The sequence below is a fragment of the Labedaea rhizosphaerae genome, from assembly GCF_004362825.1.
Classification (GTDB): domain Bacteria; phylum Actinomycetota; class Actinomycetes; order Mycobacteriales; family Pseudonocardiaceae; genus Labedaea; species Labedaea rhizosphaerae.
This window is the reverse complement of the sequence record NZ_SNXZ01000001.1, coordinates 1,576,916-1,601,400: the sequence shown is the minus strand read 5'-3', so window position 1 is coordinate 1,601,400 and position 24,485 is coordinate 1,576,916. Positions and strand designations below refer to the sequence as shown.

Annotated in this window: 28 protein-coding genes; 15 read left to right on the top strand and 13 right to left on the bottom strand. The window is 71.0% G+C overall.

Going from position 1 to position 24,485, the window contains the following annotated elements; translation table 11 throughout:
- Nucleotides 1-3 precede the first annotated feature (3 nt).
- A complete protein-coding gene (locus tag EV186_RS07605) occupies nt 4-1,155 on the bottom strand; it encodes a L,D-transpeptidase (protein WP_133848294.1) in 1,152 nt (383 codons plus the stop codon).
- An 82-nt stretch (nt 1,156-1,237) separates the two neighbouring features.
- Here EV186_RS07605 and EV186_RS07600 point away from each other — a divergent pair, with 82 nt between their 5' ends.
- Entirely contained in the window at nt 1,238-1,978 is a 741-nt protein-coding gene (locus tag EV186_RS07600; RefSeq protein WP_133848293.1) for an SDR family NAD(P)-dependent oxidoreductase, read from the top strand.
- Here the strand turns inward: EV186_RS07600 and EV186_RS07595 are convergent.
- Nucleotides 1,960-2,535, bottom strand: a complete 576-nt coding sequence (locus EV186_RS07595) for a dihydrofolate reductase family protein (RefSeq protein ID WP_133848292.1) — start codon at nt 2,533-2,535, stop codon at nt 1,960-1,962. The genes EV186_RS07600 and EV186_RS07595 overlap by 19 nt on opposite strands.
- 86 nt (nt 2,536-2,621) lie before the next feature.
- Nucleotides 2,622-3,695 carry a UDP-N-acetylmuramate dehydrogenase gene (locus EV186_RS07590; protein ID WP_133848291.1) on the bottom strand — a complete coding sequence of 358 codons (1,074 nt, stop codon included), beginning with the start codon at nt 3,693-3,695 and terminating at the stop codon, nt 2,622-2,624.
- A 26-nt stretch (nt 3,696-3,721) separates the two neighbouring features.
- Here EV186_RS07590 and EV186_RS07585 point away from each other — a divergent pair, with 26 nt between their 5' ends.
- From EV186_RS07585 to EV186_RS07560, 6 genes are read left to right on the top strand one after another with little or no spacing between them, the layout of a single operon-like run.
- Entirely contained in the window at nt 3,722-4,231 is a 510-nt protein-coding gene (locus EV186_RS07585) for a DUF2505 domain-containing protein (protein ID WP_133848290.1), read from the top strand.
- Between the two features lie 11 nt (nt 4,232-4,242).
- Nucleotides 4,243-5,070: a class I SAM-dependent methyltransferase gene (locus EV186_RS07580; RefSeq protein ID WP_133848289.1), complete on the top strand. Its 828-nt coding sequence runs from the start codon at nt 4,243-4,245 to the stop codon at nt 5,068-5,070.
- Nucleotides 5,067-6,467, top strand: a complete 1,401-nt coding sequence (locus EV186_RS07575) for an aminopeptidase P family protein (RefSeq protein WP_133848288.1) — start codon at nt 5,067-5,069, stop codon at nt 6,465-6,467. Before EV186_RS07580 ends, EV186_RS07575 begins: the two co-directional genes overlap by 4 nt.
- Nucleotides 6,468-6,485: 18 nt before the next feature.
- On the top strand, nt 6,486-7,214 hold the full coding sequence (locus tag EV186_RS07570) for a maleylpyruvate isomerase family mycothiol-dependent enzyme (RefSeq protein ID WP_243753870.1): 729 nt from the start codon (nt 6,486-6,488) through the stop codon (nt 7,212-7,214).
- 23 nt (nt 7,215-7,237) lie between these two features.
- Nucleotides 7,238-8,104 (top strand): formyltetrahydrofolate deformylase, encoded by an 867-nt coding sequence (gene purU / locus EV186_RS07565; RefSeq protein WP_133848287.1) that lies wholly within the window; start codon nt 7,238-7,240, stop codon nt 8,102-8,104.
- Between the two features lie 43 nt (nt 8,105-8,147).
- Nucleotides 8,148-8,747: a hypothetical protein gene (locus EV186_RS07560; protein WP_133848286.1), complete on the top strand. Its 600-nt coding sequence runs from the start codon at nt 8,148-8,150 to the stop codon at nt 8,745-8,747.
- Here EV186_RS07560 and EV186_RS07555 read toward each other — a convergent pair.
- Nucleotides 8,744-9,178 (bottom strand): SRPBCC family protein, encoded by a 435-nt coding sequence (locus tag EV186_RS07555; protein ID WP_133848285.1) that lies wholly within the window; start codon nt 9,176-9,178, stop codon nt 8,744-8,746. The genes EV186_RS07560 and EV186_RS07555 overlap by 4 nt on opposite strands.
- Before the next feature lie 69 nt (nt 9,179-9,247).
- Here EV186_RS07555 and EV186_RS07550 point away from each other — a divergent pair, with 69 nt between their 5' ends.
- Nucleotides 9,248-10,375: an LOG family protein gene (locus EV186_RS07550; protein WP_133848284.1), complete on the top strand. Its 1,128-nt coding sequence runs from the start codon at nt 9,248-9,250 to the stop codon at nt 10,373-10,375.
- Between the two features lie 9 nt (nt 10,376-10,384).
- Nucleotides 10,385-10,699 (top strand): DUF6204 family protein, encoded by a 315-nt coding sequence (locus EV186_RS07545; RefSeq protein ID WP_133848283.1) that lies wholly within the window; start codon nt 10,385-10,387, stop codon nt 10,697-10,699.
- 1,111 nt (nt 10,700-11,810) lie between these two features.
- Here EV186_RS07545 and EV186_RS07540 read toward each other — a convergent pair.
- From EV186_RS07540 to EV186_RS07520, 5 genes are all read right to left on the bottom strand, one after another.
- Nucleotides 11,811-12,374, bottom strand: a complete 564-nt coding sequence (locus EV186_RS07540; RefSeq protein ID WP_133848282.1) for a YbaK/EbsC family protein — start codon at nt 12,372-12,374, stop codon at nt 11,811-11,813.
- 86 nt (nt 12,375-12,460) lie between these two features.
- Nucleotides 12,461-13,195 (bottom strand): alpha/beta fold hydrolase, encoded by a 735-nt coding sequence (locus EV186_RS07535; protein ID WP_133848281.1) that lies wholly within the window; start codon nt 13,193-13,195, stop codon nt 12,461-12,463.
- Nucleotides 13,192-13,485 (bottom strand): DUF2516 family protein, encoded by a 294-nt coding sequence (locus EV186_RS07530; RefSeq protein WP_133848280.1) that lies wholly within the window; start codon nt 13,483-13,485, stop codon nt 13,192-13,194. The genes EV186_RS07535 and EV186_RS07530 overlap by 4 nt, the downstream gene beginning before the upstream one ends.
- Before the next feature lie 67 nt (nt 13,486-13,552).
- Entirely contained in the window at nt 13,553-14,230 is a 678-nt protein-coding gene (locus EV186_RS07525; protein WP_133848279.1) for a hypothetical protein, read from the bottom strand.
- Nucleotides 14,231-14,236: 6 nt separating this feature from the next.
- Nucleotides 14,237-14,704 (bottom strand): helix-turn-helix domain-containing protein, encoded by a 468-nt coding sequence (locus EV186_RS07520; protein WP_133848278.1) that lies wholly within the window; start codon nt 14,702-14,704, stop codon nt 14,237-14,239.
- Nucleotides 14,705-14,816: 112 nt separating this feature from the next.
- Here EV186_RS07520 and EV186_RS07515 point away from each other — a divergent pair, with 112 nt between their 5' ends.
- Entirely contained in the window at nt 14,817-15,923 is a 1,107-nt protein-coding gene (locus tag EV186_RS07515) for a methyltransferase domain-containing protein (RefSeq protein ID WP_133848277.1), read from the top strand.
- Between the two features lie 2 nt (nt 15,924-15,925).
- On the opposite strand, the gene EV186_RS07510 is transcribed toward EV186_RS07515, so the two are convergent.
- Nucleotides 15,926-16,573 (bottom strand): TetR/AcrR family transcriptional regulator, encoded by a 648-nt coding sequence (locus EV186_RS07510; protein WP_133848276.1) that lies wholly within the window; start codon nt 16,571-16,573, stop codon nt 15,926-15,928.
- 53 nt (nt 16,574-16,626) lie between these two features.
- On the opposite strand from EV186_RS07510, the gene EV186_RS07505 reads away from it, so the two are divergent.
- Nucleotides 16,627-17,106, top strand: coding sequence for a quercetin 2,3-dioxygenase (locus EV186_RS07505; protein WP_133848275.1), 480 nt, complete (start codon nt 16,627-16,629; stop codon nt 17,104-17,106).
- A 6-nt stretch (nt 17,107-17,112) separates the two neighbouring features.
- Here the strand turns inward: EV186_RS07505 and EV186_RS07500 are convergent, their stop codons facing one another.
- Nucleotides 17,113-17,694 (bottom strand): P-loop nucleotide/nucleoside kinase family protein, encoded by a 582-nt coding sequence (locus tag EV186_RS07500; RefSeq protein WP_133848851.1) that lies wholly within the window; start codon nt 17,692-17,694, stop codon nt 17,113-17,115.
- A 10-nt stretch (nt 17,695-17,704) separates the two neighbouring features.
- Nucleotides 17,705-18,046 carry a TFIIB-type zinc ribbon-containing protein gene (locus EV186_RS07495; RefSeq protein WP_133848274.1) on the bottom strand — a complete coding sequence of 114 codons (342 nt, stop codon included), beginning with the start codon at nt 18,044-18,046 and terminating at the stop codon, nt 17,705-17,707.
- Nucleotides 18,047-18,169: 123 nt separating this feature from the next.
- Here EV186_RS07495 and EV186_RS07490 point away from each other — a divergent pair, with 123 nt between their 5' ends.
- Genes EV186_RS07490 through EV186_RS07480 form a run of 3 tightly spaced genes read left to right on the top strand, consistent with a single transcriptional unit; the run spans nt 18,170 to nt 22,053 of the window.
- A complete protein-coding gene (locus EV186_RS07490; RefSeq protein WP_133848273.1) occupies nt 18,170-18,919 on the top strand; it encodes a 3-hydroxybutyrate dehydrogenase in 750 nt (249 codons plus the stop codon).
- A 36-nt stretch (nt 18,920-18,955) separates the two neighbouring features.
- Nucleotides 18,956-20,311 carry an MFS transporter gene (locus tag EV186_RS07485; protein ID WP_424982184.1) on the top strand — a complete coding sequence of 452 codons (1,356 nt, stop codon included), beginning with the start codon at nt 18,956-18,958 and terminating at the stop codon, nt 20,309-20,311.
- A gap of 26 nt (nt 20,312-20,337) precedes the next feature.
- Entirely contained in the window at nt 20,338-22,053 is a 1,716-nt protein-coding gene (locus EV186_RS07480) for a helix-turn-helix domain-containing protein (RefSeq protein ID WP_424982182.1), read from the top strand.
- 12 nt (nt 22,054-22,065) lie between these two features.
- Here EV186_RS07480 and EV186_RS07475 read toward each other — a convergent pair whose 3' ends face one another.
- Complete coding sequence (locus tag EV186_RS07475; RefSeq protein WP_166659053.1) at nt 22,066-23,376, bottom strand: alpha/beta hydrolase family protein; 1,311 nt, start codon at nt 23,374-23,376, stop codon at nt 22,066-22,068.
- Nucleotides 23,377-23,530: 154 nt separating this feature from the next.
- Between EV186_RS07475 and EV186_RS07470 the strand changes: the two genes are divergently transcribed.
- On the top strand, nt 23,531-24,484 hold the full coding sequence (locus EV186_RS07470; RefSeq protein ID WP_133848271.1) for an extracellular catalytic domain type 1 short-chain-length polyhydroxyalkanoate depolymerase: 954 nt from the start codon (nt 23,531-23,533) through the stop codon (nt 24,482-24,484).
- Nucleotide 24,485 lies beyond the last annotated feature (1 nt).

Here is a 24,485-nt window from a genome sequence, read left to right as displayed (position 1 = left end):
AGATCATCGCAAGGCGGACATCGCCTGCCACTCGCTCCACGGGATCAGCCAGTCGAACACGTCCGACGTGCGCGGCATCTTCGCCTTGGACCCGGTGATCTCCACGGGGTCGCCGATGAGCGCGCTGTCGAAGTAGGCCTTGGCGTCGTCCTCGCGCAGGTTCACGCAGCCGTGCGAGGTGTTGGCCTTGCCGATGTTGGCGGCGTTCTCCTCGTTCTCGTGGATGTACTCGCCGTGGTTGGAGATCCGCACCGACCACTTCTTCTTGACGTTCGTGTACCCGTAGCGCGGGTTGGAGAAGTCGCCGACCGGCTCTCGGGTCATCACGATGAGGGTGCCGTTCGGCGTGTTCAGGTTCGGGTCGGCGTCGCGGCCGTTGCTGGACGGGTAGCTCGCCACCTTCGCGCCGTCGCGGTAGACGTTCATCTCGTGGTCCGGGGTGTGCACCTTGACCACCTGGTTGCGGCCGATGGCGAACTCGCTGGTCACGTCGGCCTTGCCGTACGCGCCATCGCCGTACTTCACGCCGTAGAGGTTCGCGCTCACCTTCACCTTGGTGTGCGCGGGCCAGTACTGCTTGGGCCGCCAGTCCACCTGGGTCGGCTTGATCCACGCCCAGCTGCCCTCGACCTCGGTCGGCGACGTCTCGACCGCCAGCGCCTTCTCCGCGGCGGCGCGATCGGCGGGCGGGCGGTCGAACTTCACGCTGATCGGCATGCCGACGCCGACCACCGCGTCGTCGACCGGGTTGACCGTGGCGCGGATCGTGCTCGCCGGGCTCACCGTCGTGAACTTGCCCGCGAGCTGGACCGGCTTGCCGTCGGTGCCGGTGCCCTTGGCCGCGTAGCTGTAGCTCTTGCCGAAACCGAGGTCCTCGGTGGTGTGCCAGCTCCGGCGGTCCGCGGCGAACTCGCCCTCGACCTGCTTGCCCTGGGGATTGGTGAGCGCGACCGTGTCGAGCTCGCCGTCGGCGATCCGGACGGTGACGGCCTTGGTCACCTCGACGTTCTTGGCCGCGGGCGCGGGGTCGGCGGTGATCTTCGCCACTGGTTTCGCGTCCGGCACGGGCGCTGTGGGAGCCGGGCTCGCCGGGTCGGCGGAGCAGCCGGCCAGCAGCGCGAGACCGGTCAGGAGCGCGACGACACGTCTCACCAGGGTTCCTCCTATGCCGTGATTGTCTCCTATGTCTAGTTGACGCCGTTGGCCCGCGCCAAGTTGCCTGCGCGATCATCACGGCATGAGCAGCAAAGGCGTAGCCGTTGTGACCGGGGCTTCGGCGGGCATCGGGGCGGCGACCGCCCGCGGGCTGGCCGCCGCCGGGTTCCACGTGGTGCTCGGGGCCCGGCGCGCCGATCGGCTGGCCGAGCTCGCCGACGAGGTCGACGGGACCGCGCTGCCCCTCGACGTCACCGACCTGGCCTCGGTCGAGCGGTTCTGCACAGCGGTGGAGAACTGCCGCGTCCTGGTGAACAACGCCGGTGGCGCACGCGGGCTCGACCCCGTGGCCACCGCCGACGAGGACGACTACCGCTGGATGTGGGAGACCAACGTGCTCGGCACGTTGCGGATGACGAAAGCGTTGCTGCCCAAGCTGATCGACAGCGGCGACGGGCACATCGTCACGGTCACGTCGATCGCCGCGTTCGAGGCGTACGACAACGGATCCGGTTACACGTCGGCCAAGCACGCGCAGTCCGCGCTGCACCGGACGTTGCGCGGCGAGCTGCTCGGCAAGCCCGTGCGGGTCACCGAGGTCCTGCCCGGCATGGTCGAGACGGACTTCTCGGTGAACCGCTTCGACGGCGACGCCGAGCGCGCCGACGCCGTCTACCGGGGCATGACGCCGCTGACCGCCGTCGACGTGGCCGACGTGATCACGTTCGCGGTCACCCGGCCCTCACACGTGAACCTGGACCAGATCGTGCTCAAGCCGCGCGACCAGGCCTCGGCGACCCGGGCTTACCGCACCACGTCGTAGACGAACTTCTGGATGCCGTTCGAGTAGGTCTCGCTCTCGACGACCTTCAGCTGCTGCTTGTCCTTGTCGGTGCTGCTGAACAGGCGCTTGCCCGCGCCGAGCAGCACCGGGTAGACGAGCAGGTGGTAGCGGTCCACGAGACCCGCGTCGGACAGGTTCTGGTGCAGCAGGCCGCTGCCGCCGGTGATGATCGGCCCGCCCTCGGTCGCCTTGAGCGCGGCGACGTCGTCGAGCGAGCGCAGGATGGTCGTCTCGCCCCAGTTGGTGACGAGGTCCTGCTCTTGCAACGTGGTCGAGACGACGTACTTCGGCATGGCGTTGTACTGGGCGAACTCCTCGGTCATGGTCGGCCACACCGGCGCGAACGCCTGGTAGCTGACCCGGCCGAGCAGCAGCGCCCCGGCCTCTTCCTGCTCGCGCCCCTTCAGCTCGTAGGCGGCCGGCTCGAACTCGATGTCCTTGAAGGTCCAGCCCGAGTTCCGGTAGCCCGGCTCGCCGCCCGGCGCCTCGATGACGCCGTCGAGGGAGACGAATGCGGAGACGATGAGCTTGCGCATGGGGGAACTCCTTGGTGCGGTCCGACGTGCGGTTACGTCAGTGCATCGAACGGGGCCGACCGGGTTCGACACGAACTTCGAAGTTTCTAGAGCTCGCAGCCGATAAGGACGGGCTCGGCGCGCAAGGTGACGCCGAACGCGTCGTACACGCCGTCGCGCACCGTGCGGGCCAGCTCCAGCAGGTCCTCGGTGCTCGCCGAGCCGCGGTTGGTCAGCGCGAGGGTGTGCTTGGTGGACAACGAAACCCGCCCGCCCGGACCGGCGAACCCCTTGGTGAAGCCGGCCTGGTCGATCAGCCACGCGGCGGAGACCTTGCGGTGGCCCTCGTGCGCCGGGTAGATCGGCACGCCGTCGCCGGTGCGGGCCATCAGCTCGCCGACCATGGTCTCCGGCACGATCGGGTTGGTGAAGAACGAGCCCGCGCTCCACGTGTCGTAGTCGCCGGGCTCGAGCACCATCCCCTTGCCGCGGCGCAGATCCAGCACGGCCGCGCGCGCGTCGGCCACCGGCACCCGGTCGCCCGGCTCGACGCCCAGCACGCGGGCCAGCTCGCCGTAGCGGACCGGGGCGGACAGGCCGTCGTCGGTGAGCATGAAGCGCACCCGCAGCACGACCGCGCGGTCGGTGCCCTTGAGCACCGACGTCCGGTAGCCCAGGCCCAGCTCCGGCGCGGTCATCGTGCGCACCTCGCCGCTGGCCCGGTCCAGCAGGTCGACCGACACCAGCAGCTGCGACACCTCGACGCCGTACGCGCCGACGTTCTGCACCGGCGTCGCGCCGACCAGCCCGGGGATGCCGGACAGGCACTCCAGCCCGCCGAGCCCCGCGCTGACGGTGCCGGCCACGACGACGTCCCAGTTCGCGCCGGCCTCGACGGTCAGCTGCACCTCGCCGGGGGCCGCGGTGTCGATGTGCGTGCCCTCGCTGGCGATGTGCACGACCGTGCCGTCGAAGCCGTCGTCGCCGACGACGACGTTGGAACCGCCGCCGAGCACCAGCAACGGCTCGCCCGCGCGGTCGGCGTCGCGCACGGCTTCGACCACCTCCGCCGAGGTGGAAGCCGCGACGAAGCGTGCCGCGGGACCGCCGAGTCGCAGCGTCGTGTACCCGGCGAGCGGAACCGCTGACCGGACGTTGGTGCCGAGTGGAAGGCTGGTCACGGCCGCCAACGGTAACCTCTGGCCGCATGGGAGCCCGTATCGAGCACCGCGCAAGCTTCTCCGCGCCGGTGTCCACCGTGTACTCCGCCCTGGTGGACAAGGCCTACCTGTCCGACCGGCTGGCCGCGCTCGGCGGCCAGAACAGCGCGCTGCTCGACCACGAGGCGTCCGGTGACCGGGCGTCGTTCCGGGTGCGCCAGGGCCTGCCCGCCGAGCAGCTGCCTTCGACCGTGCGCAACTTCCTCGGCGGCGACCTGGTGGTCGAGCGCGAGGAGACCTGGCGCCTCGAAGGCGGCAAGCACGTCGCGACCACGCGGGCACGCATCCCGGGCATGCCGGCGGAGATCACCGGCCGGGTGCGCCTTGAGGAGACCGCCGACGGCGGCACCGACTGGGTGACCGACGCCGAGGTGAAGGTCAACATCCCGCTGCTGGGCGGCAAGCTGGAGCGCAGCGTGGCCGAGCCGGTGGCGAAGCTGCTCGCGGCCGAGTCGCAGTTCGCGGGCACCTGGCTCGCCGAGCACCGCCCGAGTTGACCCGCCCCGAGTTGACCCGCAAGGTTCGGCTGGCGGCGGGTCGAGCGCGCGCGCTGGGCGTGCCGACCCGGGGCACCACCAACCCGAACCGGCTGCGCCGGATCGACCGCTGGGTCACCGGCACGCCCTGGGTGGCCGACGCGTTGCGGGCGGCCCGCGACCCGCTGGTGGTCGACCTCGGCTATGGCGCGACGGCCGTGACCACGGTCGAACTGGCGGCGCGGTTGCGTTCGGTGCGACCGGACGTGCGGGTGGTCGGATTGGAGCTCGACCCCGAGCGCGTGGCCGCGGCCAAGCCGTTCGCCGACCCGCCGTCGCTGGAGTTCGCCCGCGGCGGGTTCGAGTTGGCGGGACGGCAGCCGGTGCTGCTGCGCGCGTTCAACGTGCTGCGCCAGTACCCCGAGGCCGAGGCGTTCGACGCGTGGCAGACCATGCTGGCGCGGCTGGCGCCCGGCGGCCTGCTCGTCGAGGGCACCTGCGACGAGATCGGCCGGCGCTGCTGCTGGGTGACCCTGGACGAGACCGGTCCACGCACGTTTACGTTGGCGTGCAAGCCATCCGCGATCGAGCGGCCGACCGACCTGGCCGAGCGGCTGCCCAAGTCGTTGATCCACCGCAACGTGCCGGGCGAGCGGGTGCACGACCTGCTGGCCAGGCTGGACGCCTGCTGGGACACCGCCGCGCCGTTCGCGCCGTACGGGCCGCGGGCGCGGTGGGTGGAGACCGTGCGGCTGCTGGCCGCGCAGGGCTGGCCGGTGCTCGACGGCCGCAAGCGCTGGCGGCTCGGTGAGCTCACCGTTGACTGGCTGTCGGTGGCCCCCGCTACGGTGGGTTCGTGAGCGATCGTGTGCCCGTCAAGCTGGCCGAAGCGGATGGTTTCCGCGACTTCATCACGCACGGCTGGGGCGATGCCGATCGCACCCCGCACGTGCTCGACGGCCAGGCCGCCGCGGCCGCCGAGCACCGGGCGAAGCTCTCGCACGCCTTGCCCGGCAAGCGGATCGTGGTCGGCGCGGGCAACGCCCCGGTGCGCGCCAACGACACCGACTACGACTTCCGGCCGGACTCCGACTTCGTCTGGCTGACCGGGTGCAGCGCGCAGGGCGCGGTGCTGGTGCTGCTGCCCAGCGGCGACCGGCACGACGCCGTGCTCTACCTGCGTGCCCCGGCCGGCCCGAGCGAGTCGGACTTCTTCGGCAGCGCCCGCGACGGGGAGCTGTGGATCGGCGCCGTGCCCGGGCTCGCGGAGTGGTCCACGGCGCTGGGCATCGAATGCCGTCCGCTCGAAGGGCTCGCGAGCGTGCTGCGCGACCAGAACCCGCCCGTGCTGGCCGCGCCGAGCGGCGACCCGCTGGTCGCCGCGCTGGCCGGCCCCGAGTCCGCGGACCTGCGCCAGGAGCTCGCCGAGCTGCGCCGGATCAAGGACGACTGGGAGATCGGCCAGCTGCAGTTCGCCGTGGACGCCACCACGCGCGCGTTCACCGACGTCGTGCGCGCGCTGCCCGAGGCCGTGGCCGGCGGTGGCGAGCGCTGGCTGCAGGGCACGTTCGACCGGCGCGCCCGCACCGAGGGCAACGGCGTCGGCTACGCCTCGATCATCGCGGCCGGCGTGCACGCGCCGGTGCTGCACTGGGTGCGCAACGACGGCGGGGTCGCCGAGTCCGACGCGATCCTGCTGGACGCGGGCGTCGAGGCGAACTCGTTCTACACCGCCGACGTGACCCGCACCTTCCCCGTGTCCGGCACGTTCAGCCCGGCGCAGCGGCAGGTCTACGACCTCGTGCACGCCGCGCACCTCGCGGCCATCGAGGAGGTCCGGCCCGGCGCCGACTGGCTCGCGTTCACCGACGCGGCGATGCGCGTGCTGGCCGAGGGCCTGCACGACTGGGGCCTGCTGCCGGTGTCGGTCGACGAGGCGCTGGAACGCAAGGGGCAGCAGCACCGCCGCTACATCGTCTGCGGGGTCGGGCACTACCTCGGCCTCGACGTGCACGACTGCGCGAAGTCGTCCGCGCCCGCCTACAAGGAGGGCACGCTCGAGGCCGGCATGGCGCTGACCGTCGAACCCGGGCTCTACTTCCACCCGAACGACCTGACCGTGCCCGAGGAACTGCGCGGCATCGGCGTGCGCATCGAGGACGATTTCGTGGTCACGGCCGACGGCGCCCGCAATCTTTCCGAGGCGTTGCCCGCCACGGCCGCCGATGTCGAAAAATGGGTTCATTCGTTGCGTTAGCCCATTACCCTGCTCCGGGTGGAGTACTCGGAGTTCATCGACCGCTTCGCCGCGGAGGCCGCGGCCATGCGCGCCGCGGTGGTCGCCGCAGGGCCGGACACCAAGGTCCCCAGTTGTCCTGAGTGGACTGTCCAGCGACTGGTCACCCACCTCGCGAGCGTGCACACCTGGGCACGAGCGGCCGCCCAAGCGGACCCGGATGAGCCAGCACCCGGCCGGCAGCCACGCCCGGAGATCAACAGCTGGGAAGACGCGCTCGGCTGGTGGGACACCGCGGTCCAAGCCATGATCGCGTTGCTGCGTGAGCTCGACCCCGGTGCTCCCGCGTGGACGATCAACAACGACCGCAACGCCTGGTTCTGGGCGCGGCGGATGGCGCACGAGACCGCGATCCACCGCCTCGACGCCGAACTGGCCGCGGAGACGGCGGCACCGCTGGTGTTCGACCCGGTCTTCGCCGCCGACGGCATCGACGAGTTCGCCAAGACGATGATGCTCGGCGCCCGCAGCCCGTACGAGGGGTCGCTGAGCGGCACCGTGCTGCTGCACGCGGCCGACGCGGGTCGCACGTGGCTGATCGCGATCGCGCCGGGCGAGCCGTTCACGACGGTCGAGCAGCCGGTGCTCACCGCGGACGCCTCCGTCGTGGGCACCGCCGACGCGGTCTACCGGGCGTTGTGGGGACGCCCGAGCGGTGCCGTGGTCAGCGGCGACCGGGACCTGCTCGACCTGCTCGGCGGCCCCTGACCCTGACCTGGGAAAATCGTCCCGTGCCCACACCTGAACGCCGGTACGTGATCACCTTCGGCTGCCCGGACCGCACCGGGATCGTCGCGGGGATCGCGTCGTTCCTCGCGGACCACGGCGGCTGGATCGTCGAGGCCGCGTACCACACCGACCGGGACACGGGCTGGTTCTTCACCCGCCAGGAGGTGCTCGCCGACTCGCTGCCGTTCGGGGTGGACGAGCTGCGCGCCCGGTTCGCCGATGTCGCCGGATCCCTGGGTGACGGCAGCAACATGCGCATCACCGACACGGGCAGCAAGCGCCGTGTGGTGATCCTGGTGTCGAAGGAAGGGCACTGCCTCTACGACCTGCTCGGCCGGGTCGCGTCCGGGGAACTGGACATCGACGTGCCCGCGGTGATCGCCAACCACCCGGACCTGGGCGACATCACCCGGGCGCACGGCATCCCGTTCCACCACGTGGATTTCAAGTCCGGGGACAAGGCGACCGCGTTCGCGCGGGTGCGCGAGCTGGTCGACGCGGCCGACCCGCACGCGGTGGTGCTGGCGCGGTTCATGCAGATCCTGCCGCCGGAGCTGTGCGTGGCGTGGTCGGGGCGGGCGCTGAACATCCACCACAGCTTCCTGCCGTCGTTCGTCGGCGCGCGGCCCTACCACCAGGCGCACCAGCGGGGCGTGAAGCTGATCGGCGCGACCTGCCACTACGTCACCGCGGATCTGGACGCGGGGCCGATCATCGAGCAGGACGTGATCAGGGTCGACCACGGCGACGCCATCCCCGACCTGGTGCGCAAGGGCCGCGACATCGAGAAGGTCGTGCTGTCGCGCGGGTTGCGCTGGCACCTGGAGGACCGGGTGCTCGTGCACGGCAACCGGACCGTGGTGTTCTGACAATCCACCACCCTTCGGCGCCCTGCCGGGCTACCTTCTCCGCGTGAGCTATCCGCAGGGATCCCAAGGGCCGCAAGGACAATCCGGCCAACCAGGCCAATTCGGGCAGGGGCCGCAGCAGCCGGGGCCGGGCTGGCAGCCGATGCCGTGGCAGCCCGCGCCGCAGGTCGCGTTGCCGCCGGATCCCGCGTCGGAGCCGATGCCCAAGGCCTTGCGCGTGGTGCTGGTGCTGCTGTTCGTGAACCTCGCCCTGTCGATCCTGACCGCGGTGCTCAGCTACGTGCTGCGCGACCAGTTGCTGGACTACCAGCTCGCGCACATGAACCTGACCGAGTACCAGCGCGAGACCACCCGAGACATCGTCCGGCAGACGATGATCATCCGCGTGGTGTCGATCGCCGTGGTCGCGGTGCTCTACCTGTGGCTGGCGAACCGGTTGATCAGGGGCAAGCGGTGGGCGTACCTGCGCTCGCTGTGGCTCGGCGGCGCGGGGCTCGTCGGCCTCGGCATCCTGGCCGTGACCACGCGGTACCCGCTGTGGATGCACGTCGAGCAGGGCGTGCAGGCGGTGATCCTGGTCTGCCTGCTGATCGCGTTGACCCGGCCCGAGGTGCGCGACCGGTTCCGCAAGGTCCGTTACTAGACCTTGGTCGCCAGGTTGCCGAGCATCTCGTCGTAGATGCGCCGCAGACCCAGCGGCGCGAACCGGCGCTCGAAGAACCCGCCGATGCCGCCCGCGCCCTGCCAGGTGGTGGCGACCCGCACGGTGCTGCCGTCGCCGGTCTCGCCGACCGTCCAGGTGGTGACCATGCTGGAGTTGCGGTCGGACTCGACGAGCGTGCCGGGCTGCGGTGCGGAGACGTCCATCAGGCAGTCGCGCACCCGCTTCTTGGTGGCTTGCAGGCGCCAGTGCACGACGGTGCCCGCGCCCTGCCCGCCTTCGCGTACCTCGTAGTCGCTGAAGTGCTCGGTGAGCACGTCACGACGCGTGCCCGCGTAGTCGGCGACCGCCGCACGCACCTTCTCCGCGGGCGCGGTGAAGCCGCGCTCCGCGATGACCTGCACCTCGCCCATGGCCGGCGATCCTTTCGTTCGGCGGGATTGCCCACCGCCCACCCTAATCGTGTCGTTAGAGTGCGCTGAGTGCGAACGGAGATCACCACCCTCGCCGCGCTCGCCGCACACCGCGAAGCCGGCGGCGACCTTCGCTCCGCCGTGCTGGTCGGGCTGGACCTCACGGGCGCGGAGGACCTGTTGCGGACGGCCCTGGACGGCGCGTTGATGCTCGGCTGCGAGCTGAGCGAGCGCAGCCGCAGACAGGTGGAAGCGGCCGGTGGCCTGATCTTCCCCGCGGTGCCGCAGTTGCCCTACGACGCCTACCGCACCTCGTTGTACGCCCCGGACGAGCTCTTCGCGGGCTTCGACCCGGCCCGCCTGGAGTCCTTTGCGGACACTCCCGACGCCCGGATCTACCACTACGCCGTGACCAAGGGCCGCGAGCCGGACGCGCTGGACGCACTGGCCCAGCGCCTGCACGACCACTCGATCACCTCGGCGTTGGAGCAAACCCTGGCGCAGGCGGCGGAGCGCGGCCGCGCCGATCCGGTGGCGGTCATGGGCGGGCACGCCCTGACCCGCACGTCGCCGGGCTACGCGAGCGCCGCCGAGCTGGGTGCGGCGCTCGGCGCGTGCCCGGAGGACTTCACCGTGCTCACCGGCGGTGGCCCCGGCGCAATGGAGGCCGTGCCGTTGGGTGTCCACCACGCCGATCACCTACCCGATGCCCTCGCCGCCCTGGCTCAGGCTCCGGAGTTCGGCGGGTCGGCCGCCGAGCGCGGCGCATGGCTGGCGCCGGCGCTGGAGCTGGGTATGTCCGTTGTGGACGGTTGCCCGCGCACGATCGGCATCCCCACGTGGTTCTACGGCCACGAGCCGCCGAACGCCTTCCAGTGGCACGCGAAGTACTTCGCCAACTCGGTGCGCGAGGACGGCCTGCTGCAGATCGCGACGGGTGGCATCGTGTACACGCCGGGCAGTGCGGGCACCGTGCAGGAGGTGTTCCAGGACTACACCCAGAACCACTACGGCACCGTCGGTCCGCCCGCGCCCATGATCTTCCTGGGCAAGGACTTCTGGACCGCGCAGGTGCCGGCGGCGCCGCTGGTGCAGCAGTTGTCGCGCGGGCGCGAGGCGGAGCGCTGGATCCTGGTGACCGACGACATCGCCGAAGCCGTGGAAATGCTGGCGACGTACGCCGCGCAGCCGCGCTAGGTTCCGGGCATGAGCGACCGAACGTTCCGCGTCCTGGTACGCGGCCGCTTCACCGCGATCCCCGCCGCCCGCCGCGCCGAGTTGCTGGCCGACGCCGACAAGCACGACGCGTTGTTCGCCGAGTTCACCGATGAGGGCACGCTGACCTACGACCGGTCCCTGACCGCGTTCAGCGTCCGCTGCGTGATCCACGCCGAAGAGGAGCCGGACGCCATCGCCGCGGGCGAGGCCATCGCCGCGACGCTGGTGGCCGGCACCACCCACGAACTCCGCCGCACCACGGCAACGTGCATGGAGGACATCAAGATCCGCAAGCGCCGCTGAACGCAGGGGCCGTGGCCCGCCACCCGGGTGCACACCTCGCCCACACCAACGGCGTAGCCAATTGCCGGACGTGCAACGGATCGCTACGCCTGGGCCGCCGTCGCCGCAGGTCACGGAACGGCACACAGCGGCGCGCCTTGCACCCCCGCCAATCCAGCCCCGCCACCAACGGCTCAGGCGATTGGCCCAGGGACAACCAGTCGGCGGCAACCTGGTCGCCACCGCCGTAGCTGACCGAACGACACAGCCGAACACCTTGCACCCCAGCCAATCCAGCCCCGCACCTACCGCGGTAGCCGCTTGACCTCCGGGCAACGAGACGGCGCCGCCTGGCGGCCATCGCCCCAGCTCACAGCCCCGGACCGGGCCGGGCCCGTTGCCCACCAGCCAACACCGGGCCTCGCCGTCACACCAATGGCTTAGCCGATTGGCCCACTGGCAACGGCTCGGGCCACCTGTGTCGCCGTCGCCGCAGGTCACCGAACAACACACAGCCGCGCACCTTGCACCCGCGCCAATCCAGCTCCGCCACCAACGGCGTAGCCGGTTGGCCCAAGGGCAACCAATCGGCGCACCTGGCCGCCATCGCCGCAGATCACAGGCCTGAAGCAGGCAAGCCTGCATTGCTCACCGGCCAACATCGACCTGGTAGTCACACCTACGGCATAGCCGATTGCTGCACGGGCAACGGATCGGCGCAGCCTGGTCTTCTGCAGCGCAGCTCATGGGCCCGGATCGGCGAGCCCGCGTTGCCCACCGGCCAATATCCGGTAACACCAACGGCGTAGCCGGTTGCCAACCGCGCAAGGTATCTGCCCACGGCGGCCCCCATCGCCCCTGGTCGATCGGGGCGCCGAGCGAAGATCGCCTTGCACCCCGGGCAATCTCCGGCTGCTACCAACACACCGACCTGGCGTGTCCACCCAAGTCGTCCCCGTGCAAGCCGCAGAGCATCGGCCCCCAGGCGCCATTTCGGTGGCGTGGTCGGTTGCGACGGGCACAGAGAAACACGGGGAATCACGAGGAATCCGCGTCGGGTTGCTATTCAGTTGTGGGTCAGGATCGCTAGGCCATCACCTCCAGTTCGTGATGGCGCGACCTTCCCACACACCTACGACAAAACCGGTTTCCCCAGGTCATCGACCACTTCGGCGCCCGGCAGGGCGGCCAGCACATCCCCAGGCACCAGCAGTTTGCTGCCCCGGATCCCGCTGCCGACCACCAGTTCCGGCGCCTTGGCCACCGCGGCATCGATCAGCAGCGGCCACGCGGACGGCAACCCGATCGGCGTGATCCCGCCGTAGGCCATCCCGCTCAGCTCGACCGCGGTGTCCATCGGCGCGAACGACGCCTTGCGCACGTCCAGCCGCTTGCGGACCACGCCGTTCACGTCGGCGCGGGTCGTCGCCAGCACCAGGCACGCGGCGTAGCGCACCTGCCCCTCGCGCTTGCCGGACACGACGACGCAGTTCGCCGACGCCTCCAGCGGCGAGCCGTACTCGGCGCAGAACGCGGCGGTGTCGGCCAGGCCGGGGTCGATCGCGGCCACCGCGATCCGGGCGGCCTGGTCGGCGGGGAGGGCGGCCAGCGCGGCGACAACCGGCTCGGCCAGCAGTTCGGGACGTTCGAGGGCGGGCATCGGCGTGAGCGAGCCCGCGATGGTCCATGCGCTCACGCCCACCCCCTCGCCAGGGCTCGGGGCCGGCGTTCGCCGGCTCGCTGTGCCCATGGTTCGCTCGTGAACTCGCTCACGCCCCGAACCTACGCGAAGAACTCCCGCAGCAGCTGCCGGACCCGGCGCCGGTCGGTGATCAGCGGCGCCTGCGAGTCGAACAACTCCAGCCTGGCGGTGGGCAGGGCGGCAGCGATCTCCTTCGCCACGTCGCCCGGGTGCAGCGGGTCCAGGGTCGCGCCGATCACCAGGACCGGGCACTCCACCCGCGCCAGCAACGCCGGATCGGGTACCGGGATGTCGTCGGCGAGCTGGGTGAACGCTGGTCCGAGCCGGCGCAGGGCGGCGACCCGTTCGTCGACGTACGTGCCGACGTGCGCGTCCTCGGGTAGCCCCTGCATCACCAACGCACGCAGCTCAGCCGCCGAACACCGGGCCACGGCGTCGGCATACGCGCCGAACGTGCCGTGCAGGCGACGTGGCTGGTCCAGGGCCGCGGGCAACAGCAGGGCGACCCGCGAGAACCGGGACGGCTGGTCGGCGAGCGAGCGCAGCAGCGAGGCCGCGCCGAGGGACACGCCGGCCGCGGCGCGGGCACCGGTCTCGTCGGCGACGCGGACGAGATCGGCCGCGATGGTCGAGTAGTGCCAGTAGTCCGGCGGCGCGTCCGGCTGGTCGCCGTGCCCGGGCAGGGTGACCACGACGCGGGTGCCGGGCAGGCCGGACGCGGGGATGCGCGCCTCGCCCTCGGTCGCGCCGAGGCCAGGAGCGATCAGCGTGACGGGGTCACCGGCGCCGAGCGTGCGCCAGGACGCGCCGCTCACCAGCGCTTGCCGCGCTGCACCTCGTTCAGCCGCGGTCGCACGTCCACGATGTAGACCAGCACGGCGACGAGGCCGGCGATCCACAGCATCGAGGTGGGCTTGTAGAAGCTGAACAACCAGACGGCCAGTGTCCCGCCGATGGTGATGCCGACCCACGCCTGCTTGGTCATCCGGTCGGCCGCGGTGTACGCCTCGGCCTTCTGCAGCAGCGCGTGCACGACCGCGAAGATGCCGACCGGGACCGCCGCCCAGTCGATGATCAACGAGATCAGGTACGCGGCATATGGCACGCACCCAGACTACGCGAAACGGCCCCGGAACCCTCATCGAGGATTCCGGGGCCGCGCTCGGTGGTGCTTACTTGCTGGTGGTCTTGGCCGCACCGCCGGTCTTGCGGGCGGTCGTCGTGGTGGTCTTCTTGGGGGCCGTGCGGTTGGCGGCCTTGCGGGACGCGCTGCGCACCTCGTGCGCCACGTCGTCGCCGGCCTCCTGCACGGCCTCGGCCACCTCGTCGGCCAGCTTCTGGGTCGCCCGGGCGGTCTTCTCGCCGGTCGAGCGGGTCCGCTGGGTCACCTTCGCGAGGACGTCCTCGGCGAGCTCACGGGCGTTGCCCGCGACACCCTCGGCACGCTCCTGCGCGCTGGCGATGGCCTTCTCGAGCTGGTCGAGGGCGGTCTTGACCTGCGGCTGCTCGCGCAGCTTGGTCAACGTGCTCTCGCCGTCGGCGGCCAGCTTGCGGTACAGCTTCAGCGCCGCGTCGGTGTACTCGTCGACCAGCTTGCGCAGCTCGGCCGGGTCCAGCTTCTCGCGCAGCGAGCCGAAGTCCTTGGGCAGGTCGTCGACCGCGCCCTTGACGGCCTCGGCGCGCTCGGTGGTGCGCTCCCGGGCGTTGTTCACGAAGTCGACGACGGCCTTGGTGGCCAGGTCGCCGGCGCCGAGCGCGGCCAGCAGCGGGGTGCGGACCTGGTCGACGGCGGTGTTGAGGGTCTGCACGGCCTGCTCGCGGGCCTTGCGGACGTCATCGGTGTTCGGCATCTGGACTCACTCCTCGGTATGGGGTCCGGCAATTGGCTGATCGTCCACATCAGACCCCTCTACTGTGGACTGTCCGACTGCGTTCTCGCGGCGGAAGGACTCGTAGACGTCGAGCAGGATCTGCTTCTGACGCTCCGAGAGCACGGTGTCGGCGCGGATCGCGTCGGACACCGGCCCGCCCGCCGGCAGGTCGAGGATTCCGGCCTGCACGTACAGCGCCTCGGCCGAGATCCGCAGACCCTTGGCGATCTGCTGCAGGATCTCCGCGCTCGGTTTGCGCAGGCCCCGCTCGATCTGGCTGAGGTACGGGTTGGAGACGCCGGCGAGCTTCGACAACTGGCGCAGCGAGATCTTCGCGGAGCTGCGCTGCTGGCGGATGTACTGACCGATGTCACGCCCGAGGTCGGCGACCTTGGCGACCTGTTCGCGGGCGATGTCCGGGATCCGGTCGTGCCCGTCGGTCTGCTTGTCCATCGCGGTCACCTCCTCGTGCACAACCGACGTTACGCGTTGGTGCTAGCTATTGCAAGCACACTGTTTGCGCAGCTCCGGTGGCTTGCATCACACCGGGTCTACGGTGCGAGGTATGAGCGCCCGACGGCGGGAACACCTGGTGCGCACCCTGCGGCGCGACGGCGCGCTGACCGACCCGCGGTGGATCACGGCGTTCCTCGACGTGCCGCGGCACGTCTTCCTGCCGCGCTGGTTCGAGCCGGAGGGCGGCAAGTGGCGGGCCGTGGACGACACGGAGCCCGGGTGGCTGGACGAGGTCTATTCCGACCGGGTGCTGGTGACGCAGCTGGACAACGACCCGGAGAGCTGGGAGCGCGCGCACCAGCTCGGCGTGGTGCCCGGCGCGCCGACGTCGTCGTCGAGCCAGCCGGGGATCATGGCGGTGATGCTGGAGGCGTTGCAGGTCCGCGACGGCGACCGCACGCTCGAGATCGGCACCGGCACCGGATACAACGCGGCCCTGCTGTGTCACCGCCTGGGCGATCCACTCGTGTCCACTGTGGACGTCGATGCGTCGATCGTCGCGGAGGCCCGGGCGAAGCTGGACCTCGCCGGTTACCGGCCGACTTGCGTCGCCGCCGATGGCGCGGATGGGCTGGCCGAACGGGCTCCGTTCGACCGGGTGCTCGCAACCTGTTCGGTGGCAAGGATTCCGCCGCCCTGGCTGGCGCAGACGACGCCCGGCGGGCTGGTGGTGACGACGCTGAACCGGCCGATCGGCGCCGGGCTGGTGCGGGTCACGGCGGGCGAGGGCGCGACCGGGACCGGGCGGGTGCTGGCGCAGGACGGGCGGTTCATGCCGTTGCGGGCGCAGCAGTGGGCGGACGAGGCGCCCGCCGATCGGACGGGCGTGCGCCGGCCCACCGCCATCTCGGCCACCGAGGCGCTGCAGGTCGGGCGCCCGTTCGAGTTCTTCGCCGGGCTGGCGTTGTCCGGGGTGCGGCCGATGACGTTGCGCGGGCACATCGTGTTGCTGCACCCGGACGGGTCGTTCGCGGTGCCGGGCGAGAGCACCGTGTTCGAGGGCGGCCCGCGCAAGCTGTGGTCGCTGGTCGAGCAGGCCTACGAGCAGTGGCTGGATCTGGACCGCCCGACCCGCGACCGCTTCGGCATCACGGTCGATGGTGACGACCAGTACCTGTGGCTGGATTCCCCGCGGGGCCCGCGCTGGCCGCTCTGAGCTCAGCCGTGCGGCGCGGGCACGACCGTGCCCATGTGCGTTGCCAGCCAGGCGGTGTAGGCCGCTTCGGACCACTGGCGCCGGTGGACGAGGTCGCCGTAGAGGCAGGGGTCGTTGAGCACCCAGATGACGTCGACCGCCCGGTCGAGTTCGCAGGCCAGCGGGCCGAGATCCGCCGCGCGACGGCAGACCATGCGCGCCCCGGCAAGCCGGTTGTCCTGCACCTGCTGCCACAGCTGGGCGGTCTCCGCGGAGTCGTCGGCGGCCTGGCGGACGGTGTCGAAGATCCGGGCGGCGCGCGCACCGATCAGCGTGCACACCTTGGCGTAGGCGGTGAAGACGCCGAGCTGGTCGGTGGCCTGCCAGACCGGCTGGAACCACGGCCGGTCGGCGACGGGGATCGGCTCGTCGTCGCCGGCGAGGGCCTGGTCGACGACCGCGCGCAGGATCGCCGACTTCGACCCGAACACCGCATGCGGGGTCGGCCGCGCGACCCCGGCGCGGGTGGCGATGCCGCTGAGCGAGGTCGCCGTGTAGCCCTGGTCCAGGAACAGCTCGCTCGCCGCGGCGACGATCGCTTGGCGGGTCTGGCGGGCGCCGGCCTCCCGCAGGGTCGATCGATACGGCCGCTTGCCCTTGACATCCGACACGACCTCATCATACTGACGTCTATTCACTAGACACTGACTATTCAAAGGCGGCCATGATGGTCAAGCCATACCTGCTCACCGCGGACGAAGGCGAAGCCGTCTGGTTCCTCGGCAACCTCGTGACCGTCAAGGTCGGTGCGGCGCAGACCCGCGGCCGGTTGACCGTCGCCGAGTTCGTCAACCCGCCGGGTTTCGCCCCGCCGCTGCACCGCCACCTGGAAGAAGACGAGGCGTTCTACATCCTCGACGGCGCCGCGGAATTCCGCTGCGACGGCAGTTCGTTCGCTGCCGGGCCGGGGGATTTCGTCCTGCTGCCCGCCGGTCTGCCGCACACGTTCCTCGTCGACCCCGACGCGCCCCTGCGCTGCCTGCAGATCACCACACCCGGCGGGTTCGAGTTGTTCGCCGCCGCCGTGGGGACACCCGCCACCGAACGCCGCCTGCCCGATCCGGCCCCGATCGATCCGGCCGCCCTCGGCCACGCGGCGGCCACCCACGCGCTGGAAATCCTGGGCCCGCCACCCCAGCGGTAACCGGGGTCAGCGGAACCAGTCAGCGACCACAGTGGACGTTTCCTGTGGCGTCGCCGTCGTGGTGTCGACGAGGTCGACGCCCATCGAAGCGGCGTTCGAGCGCAGCCACGAGTCGAACTCCAGCATCTCCGTGACCCGGTCCTCGTCGGCCCAGCCGCGCCACCGCGGCCGGGCCGCCAACCGTGCACGCAGGACCGATGGCTCGCAAACCAGGGCCAGGTAACGGATCTCGCCGAGCAGGGCCCGCTCCGGCAGGGTGTCGAACTCCGGCGGGACCACGGTGCCGCACAGCAACACCGGCGGGCCACCGGCCTGGTTCAGCATCGCCAGCATGCGCAGCCACGTGCCGCGGAAGGTGTCGCGCATCCCGTCGACCCAGAGGACGTCCTGTTCGAGCACTTGCGCGCGCCCGGCCAGCTTCGCCTGCAGCAGTCGCCCGACGGTGGACTTGCCGGTGCCGCTCGGCCCGGTCAGCACGTGCACCGGCGGGGTGCGCCACGGCTCGTGGTGCCCGCAGTCGACGCACACCCAATTGCCGTCGCGCACCACCGGCCGGGACGCCCACGCACCGCACGCGGCGCACACCATCGGGTTCACGTCAGTCGAACAGGTCCTCGAGGAAGCCGCGGCGCTTGCGCTTGTGCCCGTACGGCCGCGGCGAGTCCTGGTAGTGCCCGCCGTAGGGCTTCGGCGAGTCCGGGTAGCGCCGGTGGTGCTCCGCGCGGAACGGCGGCGGCGAGTCCGGGCGGCTGCCGTGCACGGCGTACGGCTCGGGCTGGTACGCCGGCGGCGCGGCCGAGTAGTGCTGCTGCTCGGCCGCGGCGATCTGCTCGAGCTCACCGCGGTCGAGGAAGATCCCGCGGCAGCCCTCGCACTGCTCGACGTGCACACCGAGCCGGTCGACGGTTCGCATCTGGTTCTGACACTTCGGACAAATCACGTAATCAGGTTACTGGCCGTCATGCCGCCACGCCCGGGTGTGCGCGGACCCCACAGGAAACCCTCAGGATGTGGCCATTCACGACATGGTCGCCTGGTTCGTCGGTTCCTACCGTCGAAAGGCATGACGAACCCCCTCGACGGCCGCACAGCGCTGGTCACCGGCGGCGCGGGCGGCATCGGCACGGCCGTGGCGCGGGCGCTGGCGGACGCGGGCGCCAAGGTGCACGTGGTCGACCTCGACCTCGACGCGGCCCGTGCGGTCGCCGACGACATCGGCGGCTGGGCCCACCACGCCGACCTCACCGACCCCGCCGCCATCGACCGGCTGCCGGCCGAGGTCGACATCCTGGTCAACAACGCGGGACTGCAGCACGTCGCCCCGCTGGCCGAGTTCCCGCCGGAGATGTTCCAGCGGCTGCACCAGGTGATGGTGACCGCACCGTTCCTGTTGATCCGCCGCACGCTGCCGCACATGTACGCGCGCGGCTGGGGCCGGATCGTCAACCTCTCCAGCGTGCACGGCCTGCGGGCGAGCGCGTTCAAGGCCGGCTACGTCTCGGCGAAGCACGCGCTGGAAGGACTGTCCAAAGTGGCCGCCGTCGAGGGCGCGGCGCATGGCGTCACCAGCAACTGCGTGAGCCCCGGCTATGTGCGGACTCCCTTGGTGGACAAGCAGATCGCCGACCAGGCCGCGTCGCACGGCATCGGCGAGGACGAGGTCGTCGAGCAGGTCATGCTCGCGCGCACCCCGATCAAGCGGCTGATCGATCCCGCCGACGTGGCCGACGCCGTGTGCTGGCTCGCCGGTCCGCACGCCGGGAACGTCACCGGCACCACCCTGACCCTGGACGGCGGCTGGACCGCCAACTGATCGCCCCCGCAACCCCCTCCCACCCAACGAAGTGCGGTGATCCCTTTGTCCGGCAACCCAACCGTGGTTCCCACCCGGTCGTTCGTCAAGATCGTCGGCGCCAGCCTGGTCGGCACCACCATCGAGTGGTACGACTTCTTCCTCTACACCTCGGCGTCCGCGATCGTGTTCAACAAGGTGTTCTTCCCCTCCAGCGACCCGCTGACCGGGACGTTGTTGGCACTGCTCACCTACGCGATCGGGTTCGTCGCCCGGCCGATCGGCGGGCTGGTGTTCGGCCACTTCGGCGACAAGGTCGGCCGCAAGAAGCTGCTCATCGTGAGCCTGCTGATGATGGGTGGCTCGTCGTTCCTGATGGGCCTGCTGCCCACCTACGCGGCGGTCGGCGCGCTGGCGCCGATCCTGCTCACCGTGTTGCGCATCGTCCAGGGCTTCGCGCTCGGCGGCGAGTGGGGCGGCGCGGTGCTGATCGTGTCCGAGCACGGTGATGCCGGCAAGCGCGGGTTCTGGGCGTCGTGGCCGCAGTGCGGCGCGCCGGGCGGCAACCTGCTGGCCACGGCCGTGCTGGCGATCCTCGCCGCGGTGCAGAGCGACGCCGCGTTCCTGTCGTGGGGCTGGCGCGTGTCGTTCCTGCTCTCCGCCGTGCTGGTCGCGATCGGGCTGTGGGTGCGGCTGTCGATCACCGAGTCGCCGGTGTTCCTTGCGGCGCAAGCGAAGGCGGAGCCCGAGCTGAAGCTGCCGATCGTCCAGGTGCTGCGCAACCACTGGCGCGAGGTGCTGATCGCGATGGGCGCACGCATGGCCGAGAACGTCTCCTACTACATCATCACCGCGTTCATCCTGGTCTACCTGGTCTCCGGGCTGGGCCTGCCGAAGTCGTGGGGCCTCAACGCGGTGCTGATCGGTTCGGCGATCCACTTCGTGACCATCCCGCTGTGGGGCGCGTTGTCGGATCGGGTCGGCCGACGCGCGGTCTACCTGTTCGGCGCGGTCGCGATGGCGGTGTGGTCCTTCGTGTTCTTCACGATGCTGGACACCAAGTCGTTCGGCACGATCGTCCTCGCGACCACGATCGGCCTGGTGCTGCACGGCGCGATGTACGGGCCGCAGGCGGCGTTCTTCGCCGAACTCTTCGACACCAGGGTGCGGTACTCCGGTGCCTCGATCGGCGCACAGCTGGCGTCCATCGCGGCCGGTGGCGTCGCCCCGCTGATCGCGACCGCCCTGTTCAAGGGCCTGCACTCGACGGTGCCGGTCTCGCTGTACGTGGTCGGGATGTGCGTGCTCACGGTGGTCGCGGTCGGCCTGGCCCGTGAGACCCGCGGCGCCCAGCTCACCGACCCGGTCCCCACGGCGCCGGAGGAGACCAAGGCGGACGCGGTCATCGCGTAGCGCTGTTGCCGCGAATGGGTGTCAGGATGGCCGGTATGCACGAACCGGCCGCCGAGATGGAGTTGCGCGTCCGGCACACGCTGGCCGAGCACCGCAGGCGGGAAGCCGAGCTCACCGCCTTGTTCGACATCGCGAGCGACCTTGCGAAGCTGCGCGATCCCGACGCGGTGCTCCGGCTCATCGTGCACCGGGCGCGCACCCTGCTCGGCGCGGACGTGTCGTACCTGAGCCTCAACGAGCCGTCGGTGAACCGCACGACCATGCGGGTCACCGACGGCTCCGCGTCGGCGCTGTTCCAGCAGGTCGTGCTGGGCATGGGGGAAGGGCTCGGCGGGCTGGTGGCGCAGACCGCCCGGCCGTACGCGACCGAGGACTACTTCGCCGACGACCGGTTCGAGCACACCAAACCGATCGACGACGCGGTGCTCGACGAGGGCCTGGTCGCAATCCTGGGCGTGCCGCTGGCGCTGGGCGACCGGGTGATCGGCGTGCTGTACGCGTCGGACCGTTCGACGCGGGTGTTCACCGCGGACGAGGTCGCGCTGCTGCGCTCGCTCGCCGACCACGCGGCGATCGCCATCGACAACGCCGATCGCATCGCCGCGCTGAACGAGGCCAACAAGACGATCAGCGCGCAGACCGACGCGTTGCGCCGGGCCGAGGACGCGCACGACCGGCTGATGGACCTGGTGCTGCGCGGCGAGGACGCCCAGGAAGTCGTCGCCGCCCTCGGCCAGGTGCTCGAGGGCGGGGTCACCCTGCACGACGCCGACGGCGTGGAGCTGGCGCGGTTCGGCGCGGGCTCACCGCCGCCGTCGACGGCCTCGCTCACCGGCGGCCGCTCGGTGTCCACACCGGACGGTTGGGTGTGCGGCGTGCAGGCCGGCCGCGAGCTGCTCGGCAGCCTGTCGCTGACCGGCCGGCCCGATCTCGCCGGGGCGGACCGGCGGTTGTTCGAGCGGGCCGCGGTGGTGGCCGCGCTGTTGTTGTTGCTGCACCGGTCGGTCGCACAGGCCGAGGACGAGGTGCGCGGGGAGCTGCTGACCGACCTGCTGGCCGACCCCGAACGCAACCCGTCGGCGCTGCTGGCCCGGGCCCGGCGCATCGGCGTGGACCTGTCGGCGCCGCACGCGGTGCTGGTCCTGCACGCCGAGGGCGTGTCCCGGCGGCGGCTGGCCATGACGGCGTCGCGCTATGCGTCGCTGGTCGGCGTGCACGCGGAGCAGGTCGTGGTGCTGGCGCCGGAGCGGGACCCGGGTGAGCTGGCGGCACGGGTGGCCCGCGAACTGACCGCGTTGGTCGAGGTTCCGGTGACCGTCGGCGGAGCGGGCCCGGCGACCGGGCCGGTGGCGCTGGCGGCCGCGCACGCCGAGGCTGTGCGGTGCGTGCACTCGCTGCTCACCCTGGGCCGCGCCGGGGACGGTGGAACCGTTGCCGCGCTTGGCTTCGTGGGCCTGTTGCTCGGCGAGCGCGCCGACCCGGAGCAGTACATCCGCTCGGTGCTCGGGCCGGTGCTCGACTACGACGCGCGCCGGGGGACCGAACTGGTGCACACGTTGCGCTGCTACTTCGACGCGGGCACGAACCTGACCCGGGCCAAGCAGGCGCTGCACGTGCACGTGAACACCGTCGTCCAGCGGCTGGAGCGGGTCACCGCGCTGCTCGGCGACGGCTGGCAGGAGCCGGACCGGGCGCTGGAGGTGCAGCTCGCGTTGCGGCTGCACCTCCTACGCGCCGGTTGACCTTTGGTTAACTCAGTCAACCAACGAACAGCTGGTTGATTGGGTCAACTTGTCCACTGCCGTGATGGTCGACGACGGCGGCGGCTGGGTTCCGCCGAGCCACCCGGTGAGCGCCGAGAACGCGCTGCGGAAGCAAGGCGCCAACGGTCGCAACCGGTCGGGGTAGGCGTCGACGAGGCCGTCCACGTGGTTGCCGCCCGCGAACCGGTAGTAGCGGTGCAGCGCGCCCCGGCCCGCGTCGGTGATCATCCGGTCGTAGACGTCGGAGTCCTGGGCGATCGGCAGCAGGCTGTCCAGGGTCCCGTGGATGGTGATCAACGGCTTGTCGATCCGCCCGGTCAGCGAAACCTTCCCGACCGCCCGGTGCACGGCGGCCGGACGCGACGCGTAGTCGTAGTCCGCCTCGCTCCCCGTGTAACCCGGGTCGAACTCGGCGCGGTAGATCTGTTGGGTGAGCGTCCAGTACACCTGGTTGTGGAAGGGCCACAGGAACTCCGAGCCCGGCGCGAACCCGTCGTCGAGCAACGCCTGGTGCGCGTTCTCGTCGCCCGCCGCGTAGGCCGGGTAGTTCTTGATCGCCGGCGGCAGGAACGTCATCAGGTTCGGGCCCTGCTCGGTGAAGAGCGTGCCCTCCCAGTCGACGCCGCCGTCGTAGAGCCACGGCACGTTCTCCAGCTGCCAGCGCACGAGGTAACCGCCGTTGGAGAGCCCGGCCGCGATGGTGCGCGACGGCAGCCGGCCATACCGTTGCCACACAACGGCTTTCGCCGCGAGGGTGAGCTGGGTGACCCGCAGGTTCCATTCGGCCACCGAGTCGCCCGGCGCGCTGCCGTCGTCGTAGAACTTGGTGCCGACGTTGCCCTTGTCGGTGGCGGCGAAGGCGAAACCGTCGGCAAGGACCTGGTCGCCGATCGCCCGGTCGTTGGCGTACTGCGCCCGGTTGCCCGGCGAGCCGGTCACCACGAGGCCGCCGTTCCAGTGGTCGGGCATGCGGATCACGAACTGGGCGTCGTGCGCCCAGCCGTGGTTGTTGTTGGTGGTCGACGTGTCCGGGAAGTAGCCGTCGACCTGGACGCCGGGCACGCCGCTGGGCACCGGCAGGCCGGCCGAGGTCAACCCGGTCCAGTCCGCCTGCACGGTGTGGCCGCCTGCCACGGTTCCGGTCGTGGTGAGGTCGTCGAGGCAGGCGTGCTCGGCGCGTTGCGCCCCGGGCACGGTCAGCCGGTCAATGTGTCCACAGTGGACTTGGCCCGATGCGCTCGCGGTGACCGGCAGGGCCAGCGCGAGGGTGGCGGCCAGCACCACGGGAGTCAGCCGTCTCATTGTCCGGACGGTAGGCAACGAACTCGCGCGCCGGTATGCGCCCCGAGCACACAATCCGCACCCCGGGTGTGGTGGCGGGCACTGTGGTTCAAACCTGTCTTGCGACCTACTTTCGAGTGATCGCCAGTCACAAACCGAGAGGAGGCGAAGGCTCATGCGTGCGTTTCTCGTCGGGGTGCTGATGCTCTCCGGCCTTCTCGTGTCGGTGCCCACCGCGTCGGCGGCCGGGGTCACCGAGGTCACCGGGTTCGGCAGCAATCCCGGGGCGCTGCAGATGTTCGAGTACAAACCCGACGGCATGACCGCGGGCCGTCCGATGGTGGTCGTGCTGCACGGGTGCACGCAGGACAAGGCCTACGCGACCAACGCCGGGTGGATCGAACTGGCCGACAAGTGGAAGTTCGGCGTCGTGATCGCCCAGCAGCCGTCGGCGAACAACGTCCAGTCCTGCTTCAACTGGTTCCAGTCCGGGGACATCACCCGCGGCCAGGGCGAGGCGTCGTCCATCGCGCAGATGGTCGCCCGCGGCCTGAGCGACACCGGCGCGAGCAGCTCACGCGTGTACGTGACGGGCCTGTCCGCGGGCGGCGCGATGACGTCGGTGATGCTCGCGACCTACCCGGAACTGTTCGCGGGCGGCGGGATCGTCGCCGGGCTGCCCTACGGGTGCGCCACGTCGATGATCGACGCGTACTCGTGCATGATGCCGGGCAAGAACAAGACGCCCGCGCAGTGGGGCGATGCGGTGCGCGCCGCGTCGGGCGGCTACGCCGGACCGTGGCCGACGGTCAGCATCTGGCAGGGCAGCGCCGACTACACGGTCGCCACGATGAACCTGACCGAGCTCGCCGACCAGTGGACCAATGTGCACGGCGTGGCGAGTACGCCGTCCGCGACGGACACGGTCGGCGGTTACCCGCACGCGGTCTACAACGACGCGTCCGGGCGCACGGTCGTGCAGACGTACTCGATCACGGGCATGGGTCACGGGCAGCCCGTCGACCCGGGCACCGGCAACGGCCAGTGCGGTCACGCGACCGCGTACGTGCTGGACGTGAACGTGTGCGCGGCCTGGCAGCTCGGCCTGACCTGGCAGCTGAACCAGTAGC

Excerpts from the sequence above, each read along its gene's own strand:
- EV186_RS07600 (WP_133848293.1), top strand. The coding sequence starts at position 1,238 with ATGAGCAGCAAAGGCGTAGCCGTTGTGACCGGGGCTTCGGCGGGCATC.
- EV186_RS07595 (WP_133848292.1), bottom strand. The coding sequence starts at position 2,535 with ATGCGCAAGCTCATCGTCTCCGCATTCGTCTCCCTCGACGGCGTCATC.
- EV186_RS07585 (WP_133848290.1), top strand. The coding sequence starts at position 3,722 with ATGGGAGCCCGTATCGAGCACCGCGCAAGCTTCTCCGCGCCGGTGTCC.
- EV186_RS07555 (WP_133848285.1), bottom strand. The coding sequence starts at position 9,178 with ATGGGCGAGGTGCAGGTCATCGCGGAGCGCGGCTTCACCGCGCCCGCG.
- EV186_RS07545 (WP_133848283.1), top strand. The coding sequence starts at position 10,385 with ATGAGCGACCGAACGTTCCGCGTCCTGGTACGCGGCCGCTTCACCGCG.
- EV186_RS07525 (WP_133848279.1), bottom strand. The coding sequence starts at position 14,230 with ATGCCGAACACCGATGACGTCCGCAAGGCCCGCGAGCAGGCCGTGCAG.
- EV186_RS07520 (WP_133848278.1), bottom strand. The coding sequence starts at position 14,704 with ATGGACAAGCAGACCGACGGGCACGACCGGATCCCGGACATCGCCCGC.
- EV186_RS07515 (WP_133848277.1), top strand. The coding sequence starts at position 14,817 with ATGAGCGCCCGACGGCGGGAACACCTGGTGCGCACCCTGCGGCGCGAC.
- EV186_RS07505 (WP_133848275.1), top strand. The coding sequence starts at position 16,627 with ATGATGGTCAAGCCATACCTGCTCACCGCGGACGAAGGCGAAGCCGTC.
- EV186_RS07500 (WP_133848851.1), bottom strand. The coding sequence starts at position 17,694 with ATGGTGTGCGCCGCGTGCGGTGCGTGGGCGTCCCGGCCGGTGGTGCGC.
- EV186_RS07490 (WP_133848273.1), top strand. The coding sequence starts at position 18,170 with ATGACGAACCCCCTCGACGGCCGCACAGCGCTGGTCACCGGCGGCGCG.
- EV186_RS07480 (WP_424982182.1), top strand. The coding sequence starts at position 20,338 with ATGGCCGGTATGCACGAACCGGCCGCCGAGATGGAGTTGCGCGTCCGG.
- EV186_RS07475 (WP_166659053.1), bottom strand. The coding sequence starts at position 23,376 with ATGAGACGGCTGACTCCCGTGGTGCTGGCCGCCACCCTCGCGCTGGCC.
- EV186_RS07470 (WP_133848271.1), top strand. The coding sequence starts at position 23,531 with ATGCGTGCGTTTCTCGTCGGGGTGCTGATGCTCTCCGGCCTTCTCGTG.